Raw genomic sequence first — 22,046 nt, 5'->3', positions numbered from 1 at the left:
CAACAGCTATCAAAGAAATAGCTATCAAACAATAGGCTCTACCTGGTCAAAGCCAAGCTCCACAGGAGTCTCTCTGCCAAAGATAGAAACAAGAACCGTAAGCTTTTGCGTTGTAGGATCTACGTCCGAAACAACGGCAGCCATAGTTGCAAATGGGCCGTCGGTAACTGTAACTTGATCTCCAACCTTGTAAGCAACCTCAACAGTACGCTTACGAGCTGCTGCTGGCTTATCTCCAGCCTTCTTCAACGCCTCAGACGCAATCATAGGAGCCATCATATCAATAACTTCCTTGCGGCTAAGAGGCGCTGGCTCCTTAGACGGGCCAACAAAACCAGTAACACCTTCGGTCTCGCGCACAATGCGGCGAGCATTCTCGTCTGGCCACATGCGAATCAGCACATATCCTGGAACGCGCACACGGGTAATAACCTTCTTGCCCTTGTCTGTGTGCTTTTCAACCTCTTCCATTGGAACTTCAATCTGGAAAATCTTGTCTTCCAAACCAAAGCTTTGAACGCGAGATTCAACGTTAGTTTTAACGCGCTTCTCGTAGCCAGAGTAGGTGTGAAGAACGTACCACTTGCCTTCAAGAGTTCGCAAAGTCTTGGAAAACTCGGCGACTGCGGCGGCGCCAGCGTCTGTAGGATTTACGTCTGCGGCATCTTCGGAATCTTCGGAATCTTCAGCAGAATTGTCGGCAGAATCAGCGCTATTTTCCACTGGCGAATCGCCAGCAACCGTAGATTCAGCCTGCTCAGGCGCATCTGCAGCAGAAGCTGCATCTAAATCAGCAAAATTCTCTACAGACTCAACATTTTCGAGATTCAACTCGTCAGTCATATTTGCACACCCTCAAAATTCGTTTAAATCAGCCAAACAGCCACATAACGGACTTGCCTAAACCGAAGTCCATAACAGTGACAAAAACCATCAAGAAAATAACAAAAATAAACACGGAAGCAGACCAAGCAAACAACTCTTTGCCGTGTGGAGCTACGACTTTGCGTGTTTCGTCAATAGTTTGCTTAATGAACATGCCAATACGCATGAACAAATTTGGCTTCTTCTCTTTTGCCTTGGCCATGCTTGAATCCTTCGTTTGAAAATTGTTAACAATAAAACTGGCAGGGACGGCGGGACTCGAACCCACAACCTACGGTTTTGGAGACCGTTGCGCTACCAATTGCGCCACATCCCTAGGTGAACTTGCTAATCATACCTTAAAAAGATTGACTTGGCAAAACCGCCGAATATTCATGATAGCGGAAGGGCAAGATTTAAGGGGTTTTATTATGATTAGCGAGTGTCGCTAAATGCGCGGAAGCTTCCGACTTTAAAGCGCGCTACCGCCTTCAATCCACTGCTTCATGCGCCTCATGCCCTCAGCAAGCTGACTATCCGCCAAAGCACACGAGAATCGCAAGTAACCAGGCGCGCCAAAAGCCTCGCCAGGAACAGCAGCAACATGCGCTTCGTCAAGAAGCATTTGTGCGAACACAGACGATGTGCCTGGAATCTTAGAATCCTTGCCAAGTGGGCGATTAAGCAGCGCCTCAACGTTTGCAAACGCGTAGAAAGCGCCGTGCGAAAGAGGGCAAGTTACGCCCTCCATGCTGTTTAACGCTTGCACAATTGCCTTGCGACGAGCGTCGAAGGAATCACGCATTTTTGCGACTTCATCTAATGGTCCGCCAACTGCTGCAAGAGCTGCGCACTGCGAAATATTAGAAACGTTAGACGTCATGTGGCTTTGAAGCTTAATCGCAGCTTTTGCGACATCAAGCGGCGCAACCATCCAGCCAACACGCCAACCTGGCATTGCGTAAGTTTTTGCAACGCCATTCAAAACAAGCAGCTGGTCGCGCACTTCTGGCACTTCCACGCCAATGTACGAAGTTTTTACGCCATCGTAATGCAAATGCTCGTAGATTTCGTCGGAAAGCACCCAAATGTGGTGTTTTACAGCCCATTCGCCAATCGCGCGAATCGTTTGCGCGCTCCAAATAGCGCCTGTTGGATTAGAAGGCGAAGTTACAATAATCGCACGCGTGCGCGGTGTGCGAGCCACCTCAAGCGCCTCAATATCTGGCTCAAAATCGCGATCCGCGCCAGACATAACCGGCACAGGCACGCCGCCTGCAAGTTTTACAGCCTCTGGGTAGCTTGTCCAATATGGCGCTGGGATTATGACTTCGTCACCATCGTTTAGCAAAATCTGGCATGCTTCGTAAACAGCCTGTTTGCCGCCATTCGTTACAACAACTTGATTTGGGGAAACGTCGTAGCCAGAATCGCGCTTAACTTTGCGCGCAATCGCCTCGCGCAGCTCTGGAAGGCCAGCCGTAGCTGTGTACTTGTAGTTTTTTGGGTCTTTGCATGCGGCGGATGCGGCTTCCACAATGTAGAGCGGCGTTGGAAAATCAGGTTCACCTGCACCGAAGCTAATAACGTCGATTCCTGCGGCTTTCATCGCTTTCGCTTTGCCATCTACAGCAAGCGTTGCGCTTGGAGCGACTTTGTTAATGCGATTGCTCATAGAGCGCCATTGGGAGTTTGATGTATTTGCTGCGATTTGCGATGTGCCTTCTGGGATTTGCGATGCATTTTCTGCCATATTTGCTGCGATATTTTCTGCCATACTCTACATTTTAGCCATTACACGTTATTTCACGATTTTGTTTCTTTTTGCCCACATTTGTTTACGTACTAGCCGATTTGGGAAACAAACGCGGGAAAATTGACAACTTCGAGCTGCTTAATACGCCAACTATTTCCGCTTTTTGTTGTTAGACACGCCGCTTAGAGCTACAAAAAGCGGAGATAGCGTTCGCGCAATACCAAGTAAGAAAAACGCAAATCGCAGCAAACGCTATAAGAGCACAAGATTGTCGCGATGAACCACAGGATGCGCGTATTGCCGCCCCAAAGTGGCCTCTAAATCGTCCGTAGTAAGACCCATTACCTGCGGTATCTCGTCTGAATCAAATGCAACTAGCCCTTTGGCTAAGTGGTTTCCATGCTCATCATCAATCCACACTGGGTCGCTCGCACAAAAATCGCCAGTAACCCCTACGATTCCAGCAGCCAACAGGCTTGCTCGCCCCGCGCAAACGGCTGCAGCAGCACCAGAATCTACAATAATCGCACCATGCGGATTAGACGCAAAACCAATCCAAAGTCTTCTAGAAGACGCGCGCGAATTTAGTGGCGCAAAAACGGTTCCAACCGAATCGCCAGCTAGCGCACTCTCCGCGCTACTCGCACAAGTCAAAAGCGTTGGAATCCCAGAAACAGCAGCAATATGCGCCGCATCCATCTTGGTTACCATTCCGCCTGTGCCAACGCCCGATCCGCTTTCGCCAACTTTAACATCGTCCAGCGCGCGCGTAACATCTGCAACAAAGCTAATCCGCTTAGCACCTGGCTCGCTGGGCGGAGCAGTATAAAGCGCGTCTACGTCTGTTAAAAGCACCAGCGCATCTGCGCGAACAATGTTTGCAACAAGCGCCGCCAGCCTATCGTTATCTCCAAAACGTATTTCGTTACTAGACAAAGCATCGTTTTCGTTTACGATTGGCACAACGCCTAATTCCAGCAGCCTAAGCATTGTGCGCTGAGCATTGCGGTAGCGCGAAGGACTTATAGTAACGTCTGCCGTTAGCAGCATTTGCCCTACTTTTAGACCATATTTTGCAAATGCTTGCTCATATTGCGCCATAAGCAAACCCTGACCAACCGAAGCCGTAGCTTGCTGCGTTGGAACGTCTTTTGGCCTAGAATCAAAGCCGAGCAGCCCGAATCCTGCTGCGATTGCGCCAGAAGACACAAGCACAACATGTGCGCCGTTAATTTGCGTGCGACTAATGGCATCTACTAGCGAGCGCAGCTTTTGCACATCTAAGTGACCATTTTGCGAAGTTAGCGAGCTAGACCCCACTTTTACGACTATTGTGCGCGCATTGCTAATTGAACGCCGAACCCCGTTTTCGCTAGGCTCAATTGCTTTATTAACCATTATTAATCAATTACTCTCCACGCCCAAATAGGCTCTGCTCATCGTGTTTATCGTCATCTACCGATGGATCTGCCCAATGCCCTTGCTTGCGTTCCGCCATCATAGCGTCTCGCACGGCACTCTTTGCATCCATCATTGTGTGGTAATCGCGGCGGCGCTCCGCATTCGTGCGCCTTGCGCCACGCGGGTCATTTGCCTCAAGTCGCAAGTCTTTTCCGCGCGCACCAAGGCTTGCGCCATCCAAACCTTCCGCGCCTGCTGCAATGCTTGGATCCCAGTCAAAGCAAACCATGCGGTTTCCGCGGCCAATCCTAATCTCGTCTCCTGGTCGCGCGCCCTTCTTGCGCAACTCGTCTTCTACGCCAAGCTTCGCCAAACGATCCGCCAAATAGCCCACTGCCTCGTCGTTGTCGAAGTTTGTTTGCACAACCCAACGCTCTGGCTTAGCACCCGTAACAGTAAACCAAAAGTCGCCATTTTTGTCTTCTTCGCGCTCGATTGTAAAGTCGCTAGCACTTCCGCGCCCATCGTCGCGCCTGCGTCGTAATGCTGGCTGCTCAAGCGGCTGAATAACAACGCGTTCTTCTTCTCGCGCAGCCTCTTGCTCGGCAAGCTTTTCGCGCATACTAGCTACCATCTTTCCAAGCGCAAAACCAAGCTCTTTCAAGCCTTCGTGAGAAGCAGTAGAAATCTCAAAAACTGGCATGCCCATTTTTTCAAAGTCGCTTCGCACAAATTCTGCCAACTCTTTTGCTTCTGGCACATCAATCTTGTTGAGCACAATAATTCGCGGACGCTCGGGAATCGGAATCGCTCCAAGCGGCAAATCAAGCTTGTTTGCGTATTGCGAAAGCTCGTGTTCCAAAGCCTTATAATCGCTGATTGGGTCGCGATTTGGCTCTAGTGTTGCACAGTCGATTACGTGGGCGATTATTTCCGTGCGCTCAATGTGACGCAAAAATTCTAGACCAAGCCCTTTTCCTTCGGAAGCACCTGGAATAAGCCCTGGCACGTCTGCGATTGTGTAGCGGTATTCTCCAAAGCTGACTACACCAAGATTTGGAACAAGAGTTGTAAACGGGTAATCTGCGATTTTTGGCTTTGCAGCGCTGATTGATGCTACAAGACTTGACTTTCCTGCAGAAGGGAATCCAACTAGCGCAACGTCTGCTATCGACTTTAGCTCTAGGATTACGTCTCGCTCTTCGCCAGGCTCGCCAAGCAGCGCAAATCCTGGAGCGCGGCGCACTTTATTTGCAAGAGCTGCGTTTCCAAGGCCGCCAGCACCTCCTGCTGCGACTACGAAAGTGTCTCCTACGTGTTGCAAATCCGCCAAAACGTTGCCAGGCTTTTTTTGCGCGCCCGATGCGCCCTTCGCCTCAAAAATCACGGTTCCAACTGGCACTGGAAGTATAAGGTCTTCCCCTTTGGAGCCGTCTTTTGTATCTCCCAAGCCCATTGTGCCACTTTGCGCTACGCGATGAGGCATAAATCGGTAATCAAGCAAGCTATTTGCATTGCGATCGGCTACGAATATAACGCTTCCGCCATTGCCGCCATTGCCGCCATTTGGCCCTGCAAGTGGCTTGTATTTTTCTCTACGCACGCCTGCGGAACCGTTGCCGCCGTCGCCGCCTTTAACATGTACTGTTACTCGATCTACAAAATCGCTCATAACTTTACCTTACTTGATGCTCAATACTCGCCAGATTTGACTGCGCTTTGACTGAGCTTGAAATTGCATAACGCATTTCAAGCTCCTTCAAAGCGCTGAGCCGCTTAAGCGTAAAGTCCAGTGGACTTTACGCGCGGCGAAGACGTTCGCGCGCTGTAACGCGCGAACGTCTTGACCTGCCTTTCCGCATTTTGTACGTAATTTAGGCCAAATTTGGTACAAAAAGCGGAAAACACTTACGCACTTTGTAGCTCAAAACGCCAAAATCAACAACAAAAAGCGTCAATACTCGCCAGATTTGCAAAAACAAAAAAGCCGCACCGAACAGGGTGCGGCTAGAAGATTAATGAGTTACTCAGGCGGTAACTACGTCTACAACCTTGCGATCGCGACGAATTCCAAACTTCACATTGCCGTCTACCAAAGCATACAGCGTGTGATCCTTGCCCAAAGCAACGTTCTGTCCTGCATGGAACTTGGTGCCGCGCTGGCGAACAATAATGTTTCCAGCCACAACAGCTTCTCCACCGAACTTCTTAACGCCAAGATATTGCGCCTGCGAATCGCGACCGTTGCGCGAGCTGGACGCACCCTTCTTATGTGCCATCTTGCTGTCCTTTCAGGTTTATAACACCGTCAATCAGGCGATGGCCGTGATCTTGACGAGAGTCAACTTCTGACGATGACCCTTGCGGCGAGCCACGCCAGTCTTGTTCTTATACTTCATAATGCTAATCTTTGGACCCTTAGCTTCGTCGTTAAGAACTTCTGCCTTAACTGTAATCTTTGCAAGATCCTTAGCGCTTAAGGTCACCTTAGCACCGTCAACAACGAGCGCGACCGGGAATTCCACGGTATCGCCCTTCTTTGCATCGAGACGGTTTACGAGGATGGCGTCTCCAACCTCAACCTTCTCTTGATGGCCACCGGCCTTCACAATCGCGTACATAATTCGTTCCTTAGCTAAATTGAAAGCTTTACTTTTGCCTCGCGCGCAGCATTGAACATGCGGCAAGACACCGACTATCAAAAATACACCTACCCCTGTACTAACGTCAAGAGCTAATCTATAAAGTCGAGCTAAACAGTAGAAACTATTGTACTCAAGCCTTATACTTTGGGCGTTTTTAGTTTTCTGATTCGTCTGTTTTTTCTTGCGATTCGTCTTTTCCTTGCGACTCGTCTGTTGCTTCTTGCGATTCAACGGTTGCTTGCGACTCTTCCGCTGGCTTATCTACTGGCTCATCTACTGAAAAATCGCCAGCAAACGCCGCATTCGCAGCATCCTCACTAATCGCAGAATCCGCAGAATCCACAGAATCCGCCAAATCCGCAGAATCCGCATCATCCTTACCGCCGTCCAAACTTCTGCGCAAAGACTCCTCAAAGAACGCCGAAGATGCCGCAGCCGCCGCAATCTTCGCCAACTTAGCGCGCACATCCGCACTAGACTCCTGCTTAACTGTAGGCGCAGTGTCCGCAATGCTTCCGTGGCCGTGCTTATTGGTCTTAATAAACGGATCTCCGCCCTTAAGCGCATACGGATCGGCGTATTCCGAAGACACAGTCGGCTCGTCGTGAAGAATAAACCCGCGGCCTTTGCACGTTGGGCACTCCTCCGAGAACGCCTCAACAAGCCCCTGGCCAACGCGCTTACGCGTCATTTGCACAAGACCAAGAGACGTAACTTCCGCAACTTGGTGCTTTGTGCGGTCGCGCGCAAGGCACTCAACAAGACGGCGCAAAACAAGATCGCGGTTTGCTGGCATAACCATGTCTACGTAGTCGATCATAACCATGCCGCCAATATCGCGAAGTCGCAGCTGGCGCGCAATCTCTTCGGAAGCTTCCAAATTGCAACGAGTCACAGTCTCTTCCAAAGACTTTCCGCGGCCAATAAAACGACCCGTGTTCACGTCAATCGTTGTCATTGCTTCCGTTCGGTCAATAACAATCGAACCGCCTGCAGGAAGATAAACCTGGCGCTCCATGCCCTTTCTAAGCTGGCTGTCGATTTGCCACTTGTCAAACACGTCTTTACCTTCATGCTCTGCAGGATCCCAGTACTCAATCTTGCTTCGCAAATCAGGCGCCATCATCTCCAAGTATTCGCCAATGCGGTCGTACGCGCCCTTGCCTTCCACAATCATCTTTTGGAAGTCATCGTTAAAAATGTCTCGAACAACGCGAATCGCAACGTCTGGCTCGCCTTGCAGCAACTTTGGACGCTTTCCGTGCAAGAATTCCTGGCGCTTTGCTTCTATACGATCCCACTGCTTTACAAGCGACTCAAGGTCTTTTTCAATCGCATCTTCACTAGCGCCATCGGCAGCAGTTCTAATGATTATGCCCATGTCTTTAGGCGCGATTTTGCTTACGATTGCGCGAAGTCTGCTGCGCTCTCGGTCGGATAGCTTGCGACTTACGCCCGTCATTGCTCCAGACGGCACCAACACCAAGAACCTGCCTGCAAGCGTTACTTGCGATGTTAATCGCGCACCCTTATGGCCTATCGGATCCTTAGTAACTTGCACTAAAACAGGGTCTCCCGCCTTAAAAGCAAGCTCCATTCTGCGCGGCTGACCTTCTAGCCTGGTTGTATCCCAGTTGACTTCGCCAGCGTAAAGCACGCCGTTTCTAGCCTGACCAATGTCTACGAACGCAGCCTCCATGCTTGGCAGCACGTTTTGCACGCGGCCAAGGTAAATGTTTCCAACGGTTGCAACTTCTTGAATGTCGGAAACGTAATGCTCTACAAGAATGTTGTCTTCGATTACAGAGATTTGCGTGTGACGATCGCGTTCGCGCACAACCATAAGTCTGTCAACGTTTTCTCGCCTTGCTAAAAAGTCTTGCTCCATAAGCAAGTTCTGGCGGTTGCGCTCCCTGCGATTATCTCGGCGGCGCTGCTTTTTGGCTTCCAGTCTTGTGGAGCCTTCAATATCTGTGATTTCGTCAATATATTGCTGTTTTCTAGACCTTCGACTTTGCGAATCCGTATCCGAAGAGTCAAATCGCGATTCGCTCGTGCTTGAGTCATCTGCAAGCTTAGACCTGCGACGCCTGCGCCTACGCGTGTAAACTTCTTCGTCTTGAGATCGCAATTCTTCTGGGTCTGGAATCAAATCGCGGTCTTCTTGAGAAACCTCAATTTCGTCTACGCTGTACTTGCTTGACGACGAGTTAAAGGAAGAATCCTCGGATTCTGCAGATTTATTGGCATTATCTGCCCTATCTACCCTATCTACTCTAGAGGAGCGCCTGCGACGCCTGCGCCTTGTTACAACGCCATCCTCATCGTCTTGCAAATCGGATTCTTTTGCATAGACTTCATTTGAATCTGCGCGATCAGCGCGATCTGCCCTATCTACTCGATCTGCGTTATCAGCGCTATCAAAGTTATCAGCACTATCAACGCGACTACGAGCAGATTCGTCACTAAAGTCATCCTCAAAATCGCCATAGTCAAGTCTTCTAGAGGCTTTTCCAGCTTTACGATTTTCTATTGGCGCGTAAGTTATATCGTCGTATTCAAGGTCTTCTTCGATTTGCTCAACCTCGGCTGCCGCTCTGCGCTCTGCAGCGTTAAGTCTGCGATTTTTGCGCGATTTTCTGCCATTTTGGCTTCCATACTCGCCGCGCTCACTTGCTTGCGATTCATCTTGATTTGCATTTTTATCTCGCTCAATTTGAGCGTTTTTCTCGTCACGATTTGCTCTAGAACGCACGCGAATCAATTGCGTATCGTCGTCTTGCAAATCATAATCCTCGTCAAAAGTTTCGCGACTGTTTTTAACTTTGGCAGAAGACTTGTTCGAGCGAGTCTTACGCGATTTTTTAGAATTGCGATTTGTGTCTTCACTAAAATCGTCTTTGTTTTCAAATGATTCGCTAAAATCTAAACTATTGTCTGTTGACTTGCGATTATTACGCGACTCGCGGCTATTTCGTCTACTATCGTCTTTGCTACGCGAATCACGCGAATCTCGCGAATCACGACGGCTGTGCGAATCGCGCTTATTACTGCTTGAATCTTCGTAATCCGAATCCGCATCGCGGCTTTCAGCAGAATGCTCGCGCTGAGGCAAAACTGGCTCTTGGAACAAAAGCGATGTTATTGGTCGCAAATGCGCTTGAGATTGCTGCTGTGCATAAGAACTATCTGCCGCAGAATCCGCAACAAAAGGCGCAGAATCCGCCGCCGCTACTCCAGAGCGCAAATCTTGAGTATCTCCGCCTTCAACGTGCAACTTCATCGATTCGCCAGCAGCTCCTGCAACCCTAACTACACGCCTTCCAGCGCGCCTGCGACGCACGCTATTAGTGGCGTCTTTAGTACCAGAAACAACATTAACAACGCCGCCAACTCGATCGGAAGTAGCATTAGGATTTACGCTAACATTAGAATTTACGCTAGCATTAGCACCAGCATTCTCGCTAGCACTAGAATTAGCATTTTCATTTTTATCTTTTTTATTATCGTCTGCTTCAAATACGTTGAAGCTTTCTCGCGTTACTCTGGGCACAATGCTCCTAGCGAAACGCTGCAATCGTCTCGCGCTCTTAGCCTGGAATGGGCACGCTTGTGCGAACCACCCCTCGGGCTGTTAACAAAGTCTAGCTGCGCGACAGCGGACACCTGCCTCGATTAAAAATCATGCGATAAACGCGCGAGGGGATCGACGCCGTCGAATGCTTTGGCGGCTTGCAGCGCCACCGTTCTCTAGTATGCCATATTGCAACGTCAAACAACATACGCTCTTAAAAGTCAATTCACATTACCCCAATCGCAAAATCAGCGCTAAAATCGTTTGCATGGGTTTAATCAGCGCTATGCAAGGCTTTTGCGTAATCGGCATCGTAATTGCCGCAGGCTATGTAACCGCGCGTCTTCGCATCGGCGGATCGCAAGCACAAATGGTGCTTAATCGCGTAAGCTTCTTTGTATCTAGTCCTTGTTTAATGTTTGCAATCCTTGCAAAAGAGCCAATTTTTGAGATTTTCCACTCGTCAATTTTTGTTGCGTTTTTCTCCGCAATGATTGTTGGAATCGCGTTCATCTTGCTTAATCGCCTGTTCTTCCACCTTCCTGCAGCGGATTGCACAATTGGCGCGCTTAACTCGCTTTACTTAAACTCGAACAACATTGGCTTGCCTGTTGCAACTTATATTCTTGGAAATCCCGCGCTTGTTGCACCGATTTTAGTTATGCAACAAGCTGTTTTTACGCCTGTTGGACTAACGGTTTTAGACGTTACAACCACTGGAAAGTGCTCGCTTAAGCGCATTGCTCAGCAGCCTTTAAAACAGCCACTTTTAATTGGTTCGCTTGGTGGAATTATTATTTCTGCAATTTCCGCAAAAGTTGGCTACTTCCCTGTTCCTAATTTTCTTTACGATCCAATTAAGATGATTGGCGATTCTGCAGTTCCAATGATTTTAATTGCGTTTGGCATGTCGCTTTACGGAAGTAAGCCTCTACAAAAAGATTCTAATCGCGCTGCGATTGCTACAGTTGCGATTCTAAAAAACTTAATTATGCCAATTGTTGCGTTTTTGCTGGCTTATTTTGTTATGGGCTTTAGAGGCGCTACGCTCTACGCATGCGTTGTTCTGGCGGCTCTTCCGACTGGTCAGAACGTGTACAATTACGCTGCACGATACAATGTTGGCTTGAGTTTTGCGCGCGACGGAATCCTGTTTTCTACTATTACGAGTCCGATTTTTATTGCGCTAATCGCAGCACTTTTGGGGTGATTAATCCTCCGCACTTTGTAGCTGATTCACGGCGTGTCTAACAACAAAAAAGCGCACAGCTACCTTTGCGATGCTAGCTCATTAGACAATTCGTTAAGTATAGCTTTTCTAGTCCACGCACTCACAGTCATCTTTCTGCGCTTCGCATCATCTTCGATTAAATGCCAAACAGTATCACTTAACCTAACAGTACGCGGCTTCAATGGCTGAGTCTCATCTTCCCAAGCTCTTCCAGAAAACTCTGTAACAGCAGCACCAGAAAAATTGCCTTCCGCTTCTGCAGCCCACTTATCAACAATATCGTCTGTAATAACGAATCCATTTTCTGCCGTATACGTATTCCTACTCATCTTGCATCCCTTATCTCTTGTAAAAATCCTTTTGTAAGCCGATTCGCATGAATTATAAGTATTGCATTGTTCTCAAGCTTTACAAAAAAACAAGCGACATATTAAAAGCTAAGCAATCACAACACTTTGCAATCATCTTGCTTTTTGAGCAAGAAGCAGTTTGCACGCTTCTCGAACAACGTCCCCAACTTTCACACCCTGCTTATCAGCAGAAGCCTTTAGAGCCTCCGCATCTTCAGCAGATATGCGGAAAGTTATAGGCAGCATAGCTTCTTCATAAAGAGGCGGTCTGCCAAGCGGCTTTTTAATACGTAAATTACCAGCTTTTCCATGATATATGCCTTTTTCAGCATCATTTTCCCATTTATCAAGCATTTCATCGGTAACGTCAACGCCACCTTCACCGCGAAAATTAGCCATAATCACTCCTAATATTTCGTATACGAAATGTTATCACATTGTGCCAGAGATTATCAAAATATAGCTAATCGAACTAATCAAAGCATGCAAAAAGCCTAATGCAAATTGGCGCAAAGCATGTAAAAAGCATACAAAAAGGCCCTTGCACGCATTACGCACAAAGGCCTTTATCATATAGTTTCTACGCGTTCAGTGACACTTGCCACTAAACACAGCCAAATAACTTAGTGGCGAATCTTACGGAACGCTGCACCAGCACCAGCCAAAACGCTAGCAGCCAAAGCAGTCAAAGCAACACCAACACCACTATTAGGCAAACCACTAACACCACTCTTCACAGTAATGTTAGTCCAACCAAGCTGATTGCCCTGCTCATCAACAAGAACAACCGTATGCTTGCCAGAATAACCAGCTGGGAACATGGCATCAAACTGAGGCTTACCATTAACCAAGCGAACAGTCACATAATTAGCACCATCAGCACCCTTAAGAAGACGTGGGCTAGAGTAAATGAACGCATAAGCCTTAGCAGAACCATCACGGCTCAAGCGATCAAGGAACGCCTGGTTAGAAATACTCAAAGTCACCCTGTTCACAGCGCCAGCAACAACAACATTATTAGCACCAGCCGTAATCATGCCCTTCAAAGCAGGCAACAAGTCAGCAACAGAAGCAGGAGCCGCAGGAACACCAGCAGCAGGAGCAGACTGAGATGCGCCAGCAGGAGTCGAAGCGGATGGAGTTGTTACAGACGGAGTCGAAGATGGAGTATCATCCGATGGAGTCGAAGGAGTTGAAGGATTAGACGGAGTCGTATGGTCTGGTTCCACAGGATTCACTGGCTTTGGAGTTGGAGTCACTGGCTTTGGAGCTGGTGGAACAACTGGATCTGTATTCTTCTTTTCACCAACAAGCTCTGTCACATCAGCTGGAGTCGACTTGTAGTCGGCAACCTTGTCACCATTAACATTAGCGAGAGCGTCGTGAACGTTAAACTTTGGTGCTTGAGGCTCCTCCTTCTTAGGATTCTGTACTTCTTGAACCTTAGTTTCTTGCTTTACAAGCGTTTCCTCAGCCTTAGTTACGCCCTTATTAGCAGCTTCGAGAAGATTCTTCTTGCTCTTGAGCTGCTTCTGCAACTTTCCAAGTTCTTCTGCCGCCTTATTATAAGCTTCAGAACCAGATGGACCAGTCTGTTCCTTTGCCAACTTGTCGAACTCGGCCTGGGCCGTAGCAACTTGAGCTTCAAGAGTCTTAACATCGTTACGAATGGTTGCGGCCTGAGTGTAAGCCTTAACCATGCTTGTAGCCTTATCGTTCAACTCGTTGAAAGCGGTAGCAATCTTTTGAGCGTTTTCTAACTGTTCTTGAAGCTTTGTCTTTTCAGCACCAGTAGCCTTATTAACCTTTTCTTGCAAGGCTTTAACACTACCTTCGGCAATCTGCTTCAAGAGCAACGCGTTCTGAGCCTTCTGGTTAGCCAAATCCTGTGCCGCCTTAAACTCGGCATCTTCCTTAGTAGTGTCAACCTTTGGAGTTGGCGTCACTGGATTCACAGGAGTCACAGGCTTTGGGGTCTGAGGTTCTTCCTTCTTAGGATTCTGAACTTCTTGAACCTTATTTTCTTGCTTTACAAGTGTTTCCTCAGCCTTAGTTACACCCTTATTAGCCTTTTCGAGAAGATTCTTCTTACTCTTAAGTTGCTTCTGCAACTTTCCAAGCTCCTCAGCAGCCTTATTATAAGCTTCGGAACCAGATGGGCCAGTTTGTTGCTTTGCCAACTCGTCAAACTTTGCTTGAGCGGTCGCAACTTGACCTTCAAGAGTCTTAACATCGTTACGAATGGTTGCAGCCTGAGTGTAAGCCTTAACCATGCTCGTAGCCTTATCATTCAACTCGCTAAGCGAATTAGCAATCTTTTGAGCGTTCTCCAACTGTTCTTGAAGCTTTGCTTTTTCAGCACCAGTAGCCTTATCAACCTTTTCTGTCAGAATTTTAACGCTACAGTCAGCAAGTTGCTTCATAAGCAACGCGTTCTGAGCCTTCTGAGAGGCCAAATCTTGAGCCACCTTAAACTCAGCATCTTCCTTAGTAGTGTCAACCTTTGGAGTTGGCGTTGGCGCCACGTCTGGATTCTGCTTATGCTCATCTGGAGTCTGTGGCTCAGTCTTATGCTCTGGGGCAGGAGTTGATGATTGCGCAGCAAACGCAGTAGAAGCCGCAGGAACAGCAAACGCTAGTCCAGAAACCAGCGTTGCAACGGCAGCGAAAGCAGCAATCGCTTTCTTATTTAACATAACTCATCCTTTCTTCTTTCTCTTCACGAATAACGTGGGAGAATCTGAGCGCCAAAAATCGCATTACGAAATTTCGACTTTTATACACTAAAAATGATGTATACAGCACTCAGAATACCCCCCCCCCCGTAGCCCTAAATCAATATTTTCACACAACAACACGCGTCATTTTTTACACAAACTTTGCACAAATCAGCCTCATTCTTAAAGGAGTCGAATTCGACCCCTCTAAAATTCGGATTGTTAATACTCTCCCACAATCCCCATGAATCACAAGCAAAATTACAAAATCAAGCACAAGCCATATAACATCTAACAACTAGCAAAACTAGCATGCATCAGCGCATAAATACGATTTTATAAGATTTCATAGATAAGAAGCAACAAACTCGGATTATGATACAAACACACTACACAAACACACAAAACCATTGAAAACACTATGTTTTATAGTATATATTTCACGAAAATCAATGTCAATATATGCTGATTTTTCACCAAATCAAGGGTAAAAATATGCCGATTTTTCACGAAAATCGAGGTACAGCGCAATTTTACATTTAACAAAAACTAGCAAAAGCTGGAAGTCTACTTCCAAATTCTGCAAAACTAGCTAACATTTGGAAATCTACTTCCAAACTGCGGATCTCTTTGCGCAGCTACCTTCACACAACTATCTTCGCGATGCTACTTTTGCGCAACTACTTTTGCGAGGCAAGAGAATCAAGGCGAGCACGGAAGGACGGCCAATCAGTGCGCATTGCCGTGAGTAGCTTTAGCTTCGGCACATCGTCAATCGGCACCCACTTAATCTCCATGCTCTCGTCGTCGTGCGCGCACGGATTCACACAATGACCTGGCTTTTCAAACGCAAAAACCGTTGTATAACGCCAATTTCCGTGACTTTCGCAATACGCTCCAACAACATCAATGTCTTGAGACGTTATGTTCGCCTCTTCAAACGACTCGCGCAACGCGCCCTCAATCGCAGTTTCGCCATCAGATATTGCGCCGCCAGGAATCCCCCACGTGCCGCCTTCCGCGCTCCAAAGCGCGCGATGTTGCATAACAACGTGAGTCACGCGCCCAGTGGCCTCGTCTCGCCTAGCGAGCAACACGCCAGCCGCGCCATTATGACCCCAATGCTTGCGCCCACAATCGCACATAACCCATCCGTCTCCAGGCTGATGCACGTTTTCTTTAGGCACTTGTGCGGAAGCGGGATCGTCTTTAATCGCCTCGCCCTCTAGCTTGCGACTATTCCACAAATCTGGCCAAGCGTACCCAAGCTCCGAAACCATCTGCCTTAGCAGCGGCAAGCTGATTCCAAGAACACCATGCGGATCTCCCTGAATTCCCTCAATAAAAGCTCCACCAAAGCCTTCTAGCGTAAAGGATCCTGCCACTTCCAGCGGCTCGCCAGTTTCTACGTACGCGCGGATTTCCTCATCGCTCATATGCGCAAAAGTCACGCTTGCGCGACTCACTTTACACACGGTTTTGCCACTTTTTGCGTCGATTAAGCAATGACCAGTAAACAATTCTCCAGTTTTTCCGCTCATTTGCTTGATTCTCGCAGCAGCCACTTCGGGAGTATGCGGCTTTCCGTAGCATTTGCCGTCTAGCAAAAACATGGAGTCGCAGCCAACAATAAGCACGCTGTTGGAATCAGAAGAAGACTTATTCGCGTGCGCAAAATTGTGAATATCAAAAGTCTTAGTAGGCACTTTTACGCCCGAAAAATCGCGAGTTTGCGCGGTATCTACGTTATGCGTTACGTCTGATTGCGAATCACTTGCTAAAGCGCTACTAGCAGTTTCAGAAGATTCAGTTTCAGAAGATTCAGATTCAGAAGATTCAGCAGCCTCAGCCTCCAGCGGATACCCCACAACCAAATCGCCACTAGCCGAAGCAGCTGTATTTGCCACAAGCTTCCACGACTCATACACTGCAAAAGCCTTTGCTTGCGCCAAAATCGAAACGCGCTCCTCGGCGCTCATCTGCTCCACGCTAACACCTTGCGCATTTGCAGCATTACGCAACGCCGCTGGCTCATCTACCTCGCTCACATGAATCACAGGAATCACGCCTGCAGCAGCCAGCACAGCTCTTCTTGCAGGAGACTGAGAAGCCAAAATCAACGAAACTTTCATATTCCCTCTTTTTGCGATTTCACTTGCTATTTCACTCATAACTTCACTTACAACTTCACACAAATTATTCGCGAGTTATTGCAACACAGCTTGTAGTTGGCATTGCTCATTATGCATCTGAGCATCTCTCAAAATCAAAGACTGTAAATACTTGCTTTTATTTGGCAAGCCATCTCTCTTAGCTGCGCGAGAAATATACTCACTCCAAGATTTTGGAACACGAAAACGCTCTTGTACACTTATTTCGCGCTTTTCCTTTGAGTTTGGTCTACCTGGTCCAGACAATGATGCAAATATTTCAGTTGTATCGGACTCTTCAGAAAGTAAAGTTCGCATAATTTTTGCAGCGTCTTCGCCTGAAAATTGTGCTAAAGGTGGATTACTTGGAGCAGACACATTTTCATCAGCTAAATTCTCATACATATTAATTAAATGTACCACAATTTATCGACCTGACAATTATACAAATATTTTGCAAACTACGCGCGAGATGCAGTTACGCCATGCGAGTCGATTTTTACGCGCAAAACTTTCCAATCGCAGCCACTCAAAAGCGGTTCTGCAATTTTTTCTATTTTTCTAGCTACAATTTCCGCACTTTCTATTTTCGCATTTTCTATTTTTTCGTTTACATTAGTAGCGTTATTTTCCTCTACGGAAGCTTCCGACTTTTCCTCGTAGAACACCGCTGCGCAAGATCCAGCTCCCGAGATTGCAGCCGCAAACCCCTTGTCTCGCAAAGCTTTTACCAAATCCCAAGTTGGTTGCATAAGACTTGCTCGGTATGGCTGGTGAATAGCGTCTTGAGTAGCCGTAAAAAGCAAATCGTTTCTGGAAAGAGTTGTTTTTGCGCAAGAATCGCCAGAATCCGCAGAATCGCAAGAATCAGCAAATGCGCTAAAATCACCAAAATCACCAAACGCAATCGGCAATAAGCAAGCGCGCGAAACGTTAAACACAGCATCTGCATATGGCACTTTTTCTGGAAGAGCTTGACGAGCCATTTGCGTTGAAAGAGTAAAGTTCGGCACAAAGATCGTTGCACGAATTTGCTTAGAAACGCCGTATCGAACAGTGTGGAACTCATCACCATTCTTCCAACTGGTTGTTAATCCGCCAAAAACCGCTGGAGCAACGTTGTCTGGGTGACCTTCAATCGCAGCTGCAAGCTCAAAAATCGCCTGCTTGTTAAGATTCCCATTATGCGCAAAAGCCCAAGCTGCAGCCACGCCCGAAACAATCGCACTGGCGGAAGACCCCATTCCGCGCGCTTGAGGAATGCGATTATGCGCTTCTAGAGTAAATCGCAAACGCGGCAAGCCAAACGCTTCGCACGCTTTGCGAAACGCGCGAACAACAAGATGCGTCTCGTCTTTTGGCAACGAATCTTCGCCTTCGCCATGAATAATCACGCGCACATCTTGCGAATCGTCTTGCGAATCATCAAGCGTAAAAACTAGCGAATCCGCATAGTCAAGCGCAATTCCTGCAACGTCAAATCCCGACCCAAGATTTGCGCTGGTTGCTGGCACGCAAACTGACACACTGTTGCATACTGGTTTCATTTCGCACCTTTTCCGTTCGGCAGCCTACTCAACTACTCAACTACTCAACTACTCGATTACTCAATAATTCGCAAAGCAAGAGGCTTTGCACACACAACATCCACTTTTTGCAAATCGGCAAGAACTGCTTGCAAATCCGCCTCTGTGCAATCTTTTACAAGCACGCGCAAATCGCCAGGGCCGCCGATTCCGCAAGCTGGGCAATCGCCTTCGTCATCGTATTGAGTTTGGCAAAGCATAGGCAATCGTTCCGCGTTAACTCCGTGCTCCGCAAACACGTCCATCACTTCGCCGCAAAGCGCAAGCGAAGTATCTTCCATACTGCATCGCACAACAAAATCCGCACGAATCGAACGCGTGGAAGCCAAGGATTTGGCGTTATACATTGGCACGCTAGCATCGTTGCAGCCGCGCGCTATGTTTCTAGCAGCTCCAACAATATCTCCAACCACCGCGCTTGCTGTTGGAGCGCCACCAGCGCCGCGGCCGTAAAACATAAGATCATCCGCCGCTTGTGCTTTAACAAAAACGGCGTTAAAGCTGCCATGAACGGAAGCCAGCGGATGCTCTTTGCTAACCAACGCTGGGTAAACACTTGCGCTCACTGCGCCACGCGAATCGCAAGCAACCGCCGCAAGCAGCTTAATCACGCGATTTTCTGCACTAGCAGCAGCAATGTCTTCAGCCGTAATCGCGCTAATTCCTTCAACGCTAACGTCATCAATGCTTATTGGCATCTGGAATGCCAGCGTTGCCAAAATCGCAGCCTTGTTTGCTGCATCAAATCCTTCAACGTCTCCTGTAGGGTCCGCCTCCGCGTACCCCTTTTCTTGAGCTGCTCGCAAAGCCGAATCAAAATCAAGCCCGCGCACTGTCATTTCGTCAAGAATGTAGTTTGTAGTTCCGTTTACGATTCCAAAAATTTGCGTGATTTTGTCGCCTACAAGCGACTCTCTAAGTGGACGCAAAATCGGGATTGCGCCTGCAACAGACGCCTCAAAGCTTAAATCGACTCCGTTTTTTTGCGCGCATTCATATAGTTCTGGGCCAAACTTTGCAAGCAACGCTTTGTTCGCTGTTACAACCGACTTTCCGCATTCTAGCGCGGTTTTTACAAATGTGTGCGCTGGCTCCAAGCCGCCAATTAGCTCAACGATTATGTCTATATCTTCGCGTTCGCAAATCGCTCCTGCATCTGCGCTTAAAAGATCTTTGGCAATCCATGGCGCGTCCACATCTTCTGGATGCAAGCACGCGACTGCAGCAAGCTCTAGTGGAGCGCCGATTCTTGCAGATAGTTCAGCGTTTTCTTCCACTATTAGACGCGCTGTTTGCGATCCTACTGTTCCAGCGCCTAAAAGACCCACGCGAATTGGATCTGCGGCAAAGCAATCGTCATTTGCACATTGAGCGCTTTCCAAATTGTTTTTGTCTAACATAGACGCCTCCTAACTTAAATCAATATTCAATTAAATAAATTCAATTTGCACAAACAGCACAAACAGATTCATCTTGCACAAACAGATTCAGCCTACGCAAATAGCCTGCACAAACAGCTTATAGATTCACCCTACACAAACAGCATAAGCAAATTTAGCAAAACGGACGCAATCAAGAATCCCATAACGCCAACAGTTCCATAAAGTGCTTTTGTTCCAGCAGTGCCACGAATCTCTAGCGGCGAATCGTAGAATTCAAGATACCTCTTGCGGCGAGCAAGTAGCACAATTCCAAACACAAACATAACAATCATAAACATTGCATAAAGGCCTATAAACATAAATCCAGGAGCCAAATCCGCAATCTCATGAGTGTTCAAATTTTCAACCTTAATAAGATCTCCATTTGAATCCATCATGTTGTTTGAAATCCACATTGCTATAACGCTGCCTTGGAAGTTTACAATCATATGCAAAAACACGCTGTATCTAAGCTGCGATGTACGAACGTACATGTATCCAAACACAAGACCAAGCCCAAAAGCGTAGAAGAATTGGAACATATTCATGTGGAAAAGCGCAAACGCCAATGCAGAGAACACAATCGCACGCTTTTCGCCATACACGCGCAACCTGTCTATAATTTGCTTTCTAAACAGCCACTCTTCCACAACTGGAGCTAAAAATACCACAAAAAGCAGCGTTTCCCACACGTTTCCGCCTGCTACAATATCTGCAATCCTGTTCTCGGCTTTTCCGCCAGAAATAAGCGCGGAAGCAACAAGCCCAATGTAACTTCCTGCATACATTATTGGCACGCTAACAGCAAAGAATCCGCCAAATTGGCGCAAAGACATAGTAAACTTGCGAGTTTCTACCGCTGGTGTACGCCTTAGAACAAGCATTGCAAGAGGCAACGCTATTAGGTATTGCGCAACATCCGAAGAAACAAATGAGCTTAGCGAAGGTGTTAAAACGCCTTTTGGAACAAACATGCTAATCAATTCGCCAATTAAAAGCGTTGCAAGAATCCACGTAAATAGGAACACGCACAGCGACACTCCTACAGATCCTTGACGCTTGCGCGCAATCGTATACGCGTCTGGATGCTGCTTGTTTGCAAGCTTACGCTGTTTACTCATTTTTACCTCCGACTAGTCTAAAATAACGCCTTCAATAAGCTTTGTGATTAAATCGCTGTAGCTTATTCCCGTTGCTTCCCAAGCTTTTGGATACATGGAAATTGGCGTAAATCCAGGCATCGTGTTGATTTCGTTAAGGATTACGCGACCGTCTTTAGTCACAAAAGAATCCACGCGACTTAGTCCTCTGCCGTCTGCCGCCTTAAATGCTGCGAGCGCCGTTTTGCGAACGCGTTGCAAAGTCTCTTCTGGCAAATCTGCTGGAACTTCAACGTGCGAAGCTGCAGAATCCATATATTTGCTGTCAAAATCGTAGAACTGGTCTTCGCCAGCCTGGCGCTTGTCGAGCACAACCTCTCCAGGCCAGCTGGCTTTTGGCTCTTCACCATCGCGTGCCGCAAGAACAGCGCACTCAATCTCGCGCGCATCAATTCCCTGCTCTACTAGCACTCGCCAATCGTGCTTTGAGGCCTCATAAACGGCATCTGCTAAGGCCTTAGCATCGCGCGTTTCTATTTTTGTAACTCCAAAACTAGACCCTGCTCGGCTTGGCTTTACAAAAAGCGGATACTCTAGTTTTTCTTCTTCAACTTGCTCAAGAATTTCGTTTGCATACGCGCCGAAGCGATTTGCCGCGTCGCTTGCAAACGTGCGCGCGTCCAGTGCGATTCCAGGAGCCACAGCAATTCCCGCCGCCTTAAAAAGCTGCTTTGCGTAGTATTTATCCATGCACGCAGCTGAGGCTAAAACTCCGCAACCAACGTACGGAACTTGCATCATTTCTAGCAAGCCTTGCAAAGTGCCATCTTCACCGTTTGGCCCGTGAAGAACTGGGAAAACAGCGTCAATATGACCTAAGCTTGCAAGCGTGTCATCCGCCTCTCGCACCAAAAATCCGTCGGCGCCCTTTGCTGGGTCTAGCACAACATCGCGCGTTTCTGCGGTTTTTGTGATTACTGGCAGCTCGTCTTGCTCCATGTGGAAGTTTCGCGGATCTTCGCCGCCAACAATCCACTCGCCTTGCTTTGTGATTGCAATGCGCACGATTTCAAATCGACTTTCGTCTACAGCACTGAGCACTCCAGCAGCCGATATGCAAGAAATCGAATGTTCGTCTGCTTTACCGCCGTACAAGAATACTACACGCTTTTTAGTCATTTTTTTCCTTTTATATTTTGAATTATTTTAGTTATTTTGAATTATCTATATATTTTGAATTATCTAAGCGCA

General features: G+C 47.6%; 18 protein-coding genes and 1 tRNA gene. 1 reads left to right on the top strand and 18 read right to left on the bottom strand.

Annotated elements, in window-relative coordinates:
- Positions 1 to 24: 24 nt before the first annotated feature.
- The 9 genes from nusG to NYP67_RS02185 all read right to left on the bottom strand — a co-directional run bounded on the left by nusG (position 25) and on the right by NYP67_RS02185 (position 10,219).
- On the bottom strand, positions 25 to 843 hold the full coding sequence (gene nusG / locus NYP67_RS02225; protein WP_473411133.1) for a transcription termination/antitermination protein NusG: 819 nt from the start codon (positions 841 to 843) through the stop codon (positions 25 to 27).
- Positions 844 to 871: 28 nt separating this feature from the next.
- Complete coding sequence (gene secE, locus NYP67_RS02220) at positions 872 to 1,087, bottom strand: preprotein translocase subunit SecE (protein ID WP_004111941.1); 216 nt, start codon at positions 1,085 to 1,087, stop codon at positions 872 to 874.
- 38 nt (positions 1,088 to 1,125) lie between these two features.
- Positions 1,126 to 1,201: transfer RNA gene (locus NYP67_RS02215), tRNA-Trp, on the bottom strand.
- Between the two features lie 135 nt (positions 1,202 to 1,336).
- Positions 1,337 to 2,641, bottom strand: coding sequence for a pyridoxal phosphate-dependent aminotransferase (locus tag NYP67_RS02210; RefSeq protein ID WP_473411132.1), 1,305 nt, complete (start codon positions 2,639 to 2,641; stop codon positions 1,337 to 1,339).
- Between the two features lie 231 nt (positions 2,642 to 2,872).
- Positions 2,873 to 4,018, bottom strand: coding sequence for a glutamate 5-kinase (proB, locus tag NYP67_RS02205; RefSeq protein WP_473411131.1), 1,146 nt, complete (start codon positions 4,016 to 4,018; stop codon positions 2,873 to 2,875).
- A 10-nt stretch (positions 4,019 to 4,028) separates the two neighbouring features.
- On the bottom strand, positions 4,029 to 5,693 hold the full coding sequence (gene obgE / locus NYP67_RS02200) for a GTPase ObgE (protein WP_115761708.1): 1,665 nt from the start codon (positions 5,691 to 5,693) through the stop codon (positions 4,029 to 4,031).
- 355 nt (positions 5,694 to 6,048) lie between these two features.
- Positions 6,049 to 6,300, bottom strand: coding sequence for a 50S ribosomal protein L27 (rpmA, locus tag NYP67_RS02195; RefSeq protein WP_004106248.1), 252 nt, complete (start codon positions 6,298 to 6,300; stop codon positions 6,049 to 6,051).
- 33 nt (positions 6,301 to 6,333) lie between these two features.
- On the bottom strand, positions 6,334 to 6,642 hold the full coding sequence (gene rplU / locus NYP67_RS02190; RefSeq protein WP_004111933.1) for a 50S ribosomal protein L21: 309 nt from the start codon (positions 6,640 to 6,642) through the stop codon (positions 6,334 to 6,336).
- Positions 6,643 to 6,820: 178 nt separating this feature from the next.
- Positions 6,821 to 10,219 (bottom strand): Rne/Rng family ribonuclease, encoded by a 3,399-nt coding sequence (locus NYP67_RS02185; RefSeq protein ID WP_473411130.1) that lies wholly within the window; start codon positions 10,217 to 10,219, stop codon positions 6,821 to 6,823.
- Between the two features lie 289 nt (positions 10,220 to 10,508).
- Here NYP67_RS02185 and NYP67_RS02180 point away from each other — a divergent pair, with 289 nt between their 5' ends.
- Complete coding sequence (locus tag NYP67_RS02180) at positions 10,509 to 11,450, top strand: AEC family transporter (protein ID WP_415691328.1); 942 nt, start codon at positions 10,509 to 10,511, stop codon at positions 11,448 to 11,450.
- A gap of 59 nt (positions 11,451 to 11,509) precedes the next feature.
- Here NYP67_RS02180 and NYP67_RS02175 read toward each other — a convergent pair whose 3' ends face one another.
- The 9 genes from NYP67_RS02175 to NYP67_RS02135 form a co-directional block, all read right to left on the bottom strand.
- Entirely contained in the window at positions 11,510 to 11,800 is a 291-nt protein-coding gene (locus tag NYP67_RS02175) for a hypothetical protein (protein ID WP_004132974.1), read from the bottom strand.
- A 132-nt stretch (positions 11,801 to 11,932) separates the two neighbouring features.
- The gene (locus NYP67_RS02170; RefSeq protein WP_004129832.1) at positions 11,933 to 12,220 is read right to left on the bottom strand and encodes a hypothetical protein; all 288 of its coding nucleotides are present in this window, start codon (positions 12,218 to 12,220) and stop codon (positions 11,933 to 11,935) included.
- Positions 12,221 to 12,444: 224 nt separating this feature from the next.
- Positions 12,445 to 14,517 carry a hypothetical protein gene (locus tag NYP67_RS02165; protein WP_473411129.1) on the bottom strand — a complete coding sequence of 691 codons (2,073 nt, stop codon included), beginning with the start codon at positions 14,515 to 14,517 and terminating at the stop codon, positions 12,445 to 12,447.
- Between the two features lie 701 nt (positions 14,518 to 15,218).
- Positions 15,219 to 16,670, bottom strand: a complete 1,452-nt coding sequence (locus tag NYP67_RS02160) for a Maf family nucleotide pyrophosphatase (protein WP_473411210.1) — start codon at positions 16,668 to 16,670, stop codon at positions 15,219 to 15,221.
- 75 nt (positions 16,671 to 16,745) lie between these two features.
- On the bottom strand, positions 16,746 to 17,099 hold the full coding sequence (locus NYP67_RS02155) for a toxin-antitoxin system protein (protein WP_080576657.1): 354 nt from the start codon (positions 17,097 to 17,099) through the stop codon (positions 16,746 to 16,748).
- Between the two features lie 50 nt (positions 17,100 to 17,149).
- Complete coding sequence (thrB, locus tag NYP67_RS02150) at positions 17,150 to 18,235, bottom strand: homoserine kinase (RefSeq protein ID WP_004129819.1); 1,086 nt, start codon at positions 18,233 to 18,235, stop codon at positions 17,150 to 17,152.
- A gap of 56 nt (positions 18,236 to 18,291) precedes the next feature.
- Entirely contained in the window at positions 18,292 to 19,674 is a 1,383-nt protein-coding gene (locus NYP67_RS02145) for a homoserine dehydrogenase (protein WP_473411128.1), read from the bottom strand.
- Positions 19,675 to 19,805: 131 nt separating this feature from the next.
- Entirely contained in the window at positions 19,806 to 20,816 is a 1,011-nt protein-coding gene (locus tag NYP67_RS02140; RefSeq protein WP_473411127.1) for a lysostaphin resistance A-like protein, read from the bottom strand.
- Positions 20,817 to 20,828: 12 nt separating this feature from the next.
- The gene (locus NYP67_RS02135; RefSeq protein WP_004132995.1) at positions 20,829 to 21,974 is read right to left on the bottom strand and encodes a D-alanine--D-alanine ligase family protein; all 1,146 of its coding nucleotides are present in this window, start codon (positions 21,972 to 21,974) and stop codon (positions 20,829 to 20,831) included.
- Positions 21,975 to 22,046: the final 72 nt, after the last annotated feature.

The organism is Gardnerella sp. c23Ub_4 (assembly GCF_055804115.1).
The sequence above is the reverse complement of the archived record's forward strand: the minus strand, read 5'-3'. Positions and strand labels throughout refer to the sequence as shown.

What these genes read in the sequence shown, in the direction of transcription:
- NYP67_RS02135 (WP_004132995.1), bottom strand. Translation starts at nt 21,974, where the DNA reads ATGACTAAAAAGCGTGTAGTATTCTTGTACGGCGGTAAAGCAGACGAA.
- rpmA (WP_004106248.1), bottom strand. Translation starts at nt 6,300, where the DNA reads ATGGCACATAAGAAGGGTGCGTCCAGCTCGCGCAACGGTCGCGATTCG.
- rplU (WP_004111933.1), bottom strand. Translation starts at nt 6,642, where the DNA reads ATGTACGCGATTGTGAAGGCCGGTGGCCATCAAGAGAAGGTTGAGGTT.
- secE (WP_004111941.1), bottom strand. Translation starts at nt 1,087, where the DNA reads ATGGCCAAGGCAAAAGAGAAGAAGCCAAATTTGTTCATGCGTATTGGC.
- NYP67_RS02165 (WP_473411129.1), bottom strand. Translation starts at nt 14,517, where the DNA reads ATGTTAAATAAGAAAGCGATTGCTGCTTTCGCTGCCGTTGCAACGCTG.
- NYP67_RS02140 (WP_473411127.1), bottom strand. Translation starts at nt 20,816, where the DNA reads ATGAGTAAACAGCGTAAGCTTGCAAACAAGCAGCATCCAGACGCGTAT.
- proB (WP_473411131.1), bottom strand. Translation starts at nt 4,018, where the DNA reads ATGGTTAATAAAGCAATTGAGCCTAGCGAAAACGGGGTTCGGCGTTCA.
- obgE (WP_115761708.1), bottom strand. Translation starts at nt 5,693, where the DNA reads ATGAGCGATTTTGTAGATCGAGTAACAGTACATGTTAAAGGCGGCGAC.
- NYP67_RS02175 (WP_004132974.1), bottom strand. Translation starts at nt 11,800, where the DNA reads ATGAGTAGGAATACGTATACGGCAGAAAATGGATTCGTTATTACAGAC.
- thrB (WP_004129819.1), bottom strand. Translation starts at nt 18,235, where the DNA reads ATGAAACCAGTATGCAACAGTGTGTCAGTTTGCGTGCCAGCAACCAGC.
- NYP67_RS02145 (WP_473411128.1), bottom strand. Translation starts at nt 19,674, where the DNA reads ATGTTAGACAAAAACAATTTGGAAAGCGCTCAATGTGCAAATGACGAT.
- NYP67_RS02210 (WP_473411132.1), bottom strand. Translation starts at nt 2,641, where the DNA reads ATGGCAGAAAATATCGCAGCAAATATGGCAGAAAATGCATCGCAAATC.
- nusG (WP_473411133.1), bottom strand. Translation starts at nt 843, where the DNA reads ATGACTGACGAGTTGAATCTCGAAAATGTTGAGTCTGTAGAGAATTTT.
- NYP67_RS02160 (WP_473411210.1), bottom strand. Translation starts at nt 16,670, where the DNA reads ATGAAAGTTTCGTTGATTTTGGCTTCTCAGTCTCCTGCAAGAAGAGCT.
- NYP67_RS02180 (WP_415691328.1), top strand. Translation starts at nt 10,509, where the DNA reads ATGGGTTTAATCAGCGCTATGCAAGGCTTTTGCGTAATCGGCATCGTA.
- NYP67_RS02170 (WP_004129832.1), bottom strand. Translation starts at nt 12,220, where the DNA reads ATGGCTAATTTTCGCGGTGAAGGTGGCGTTGACGTTACCGATGAAATG.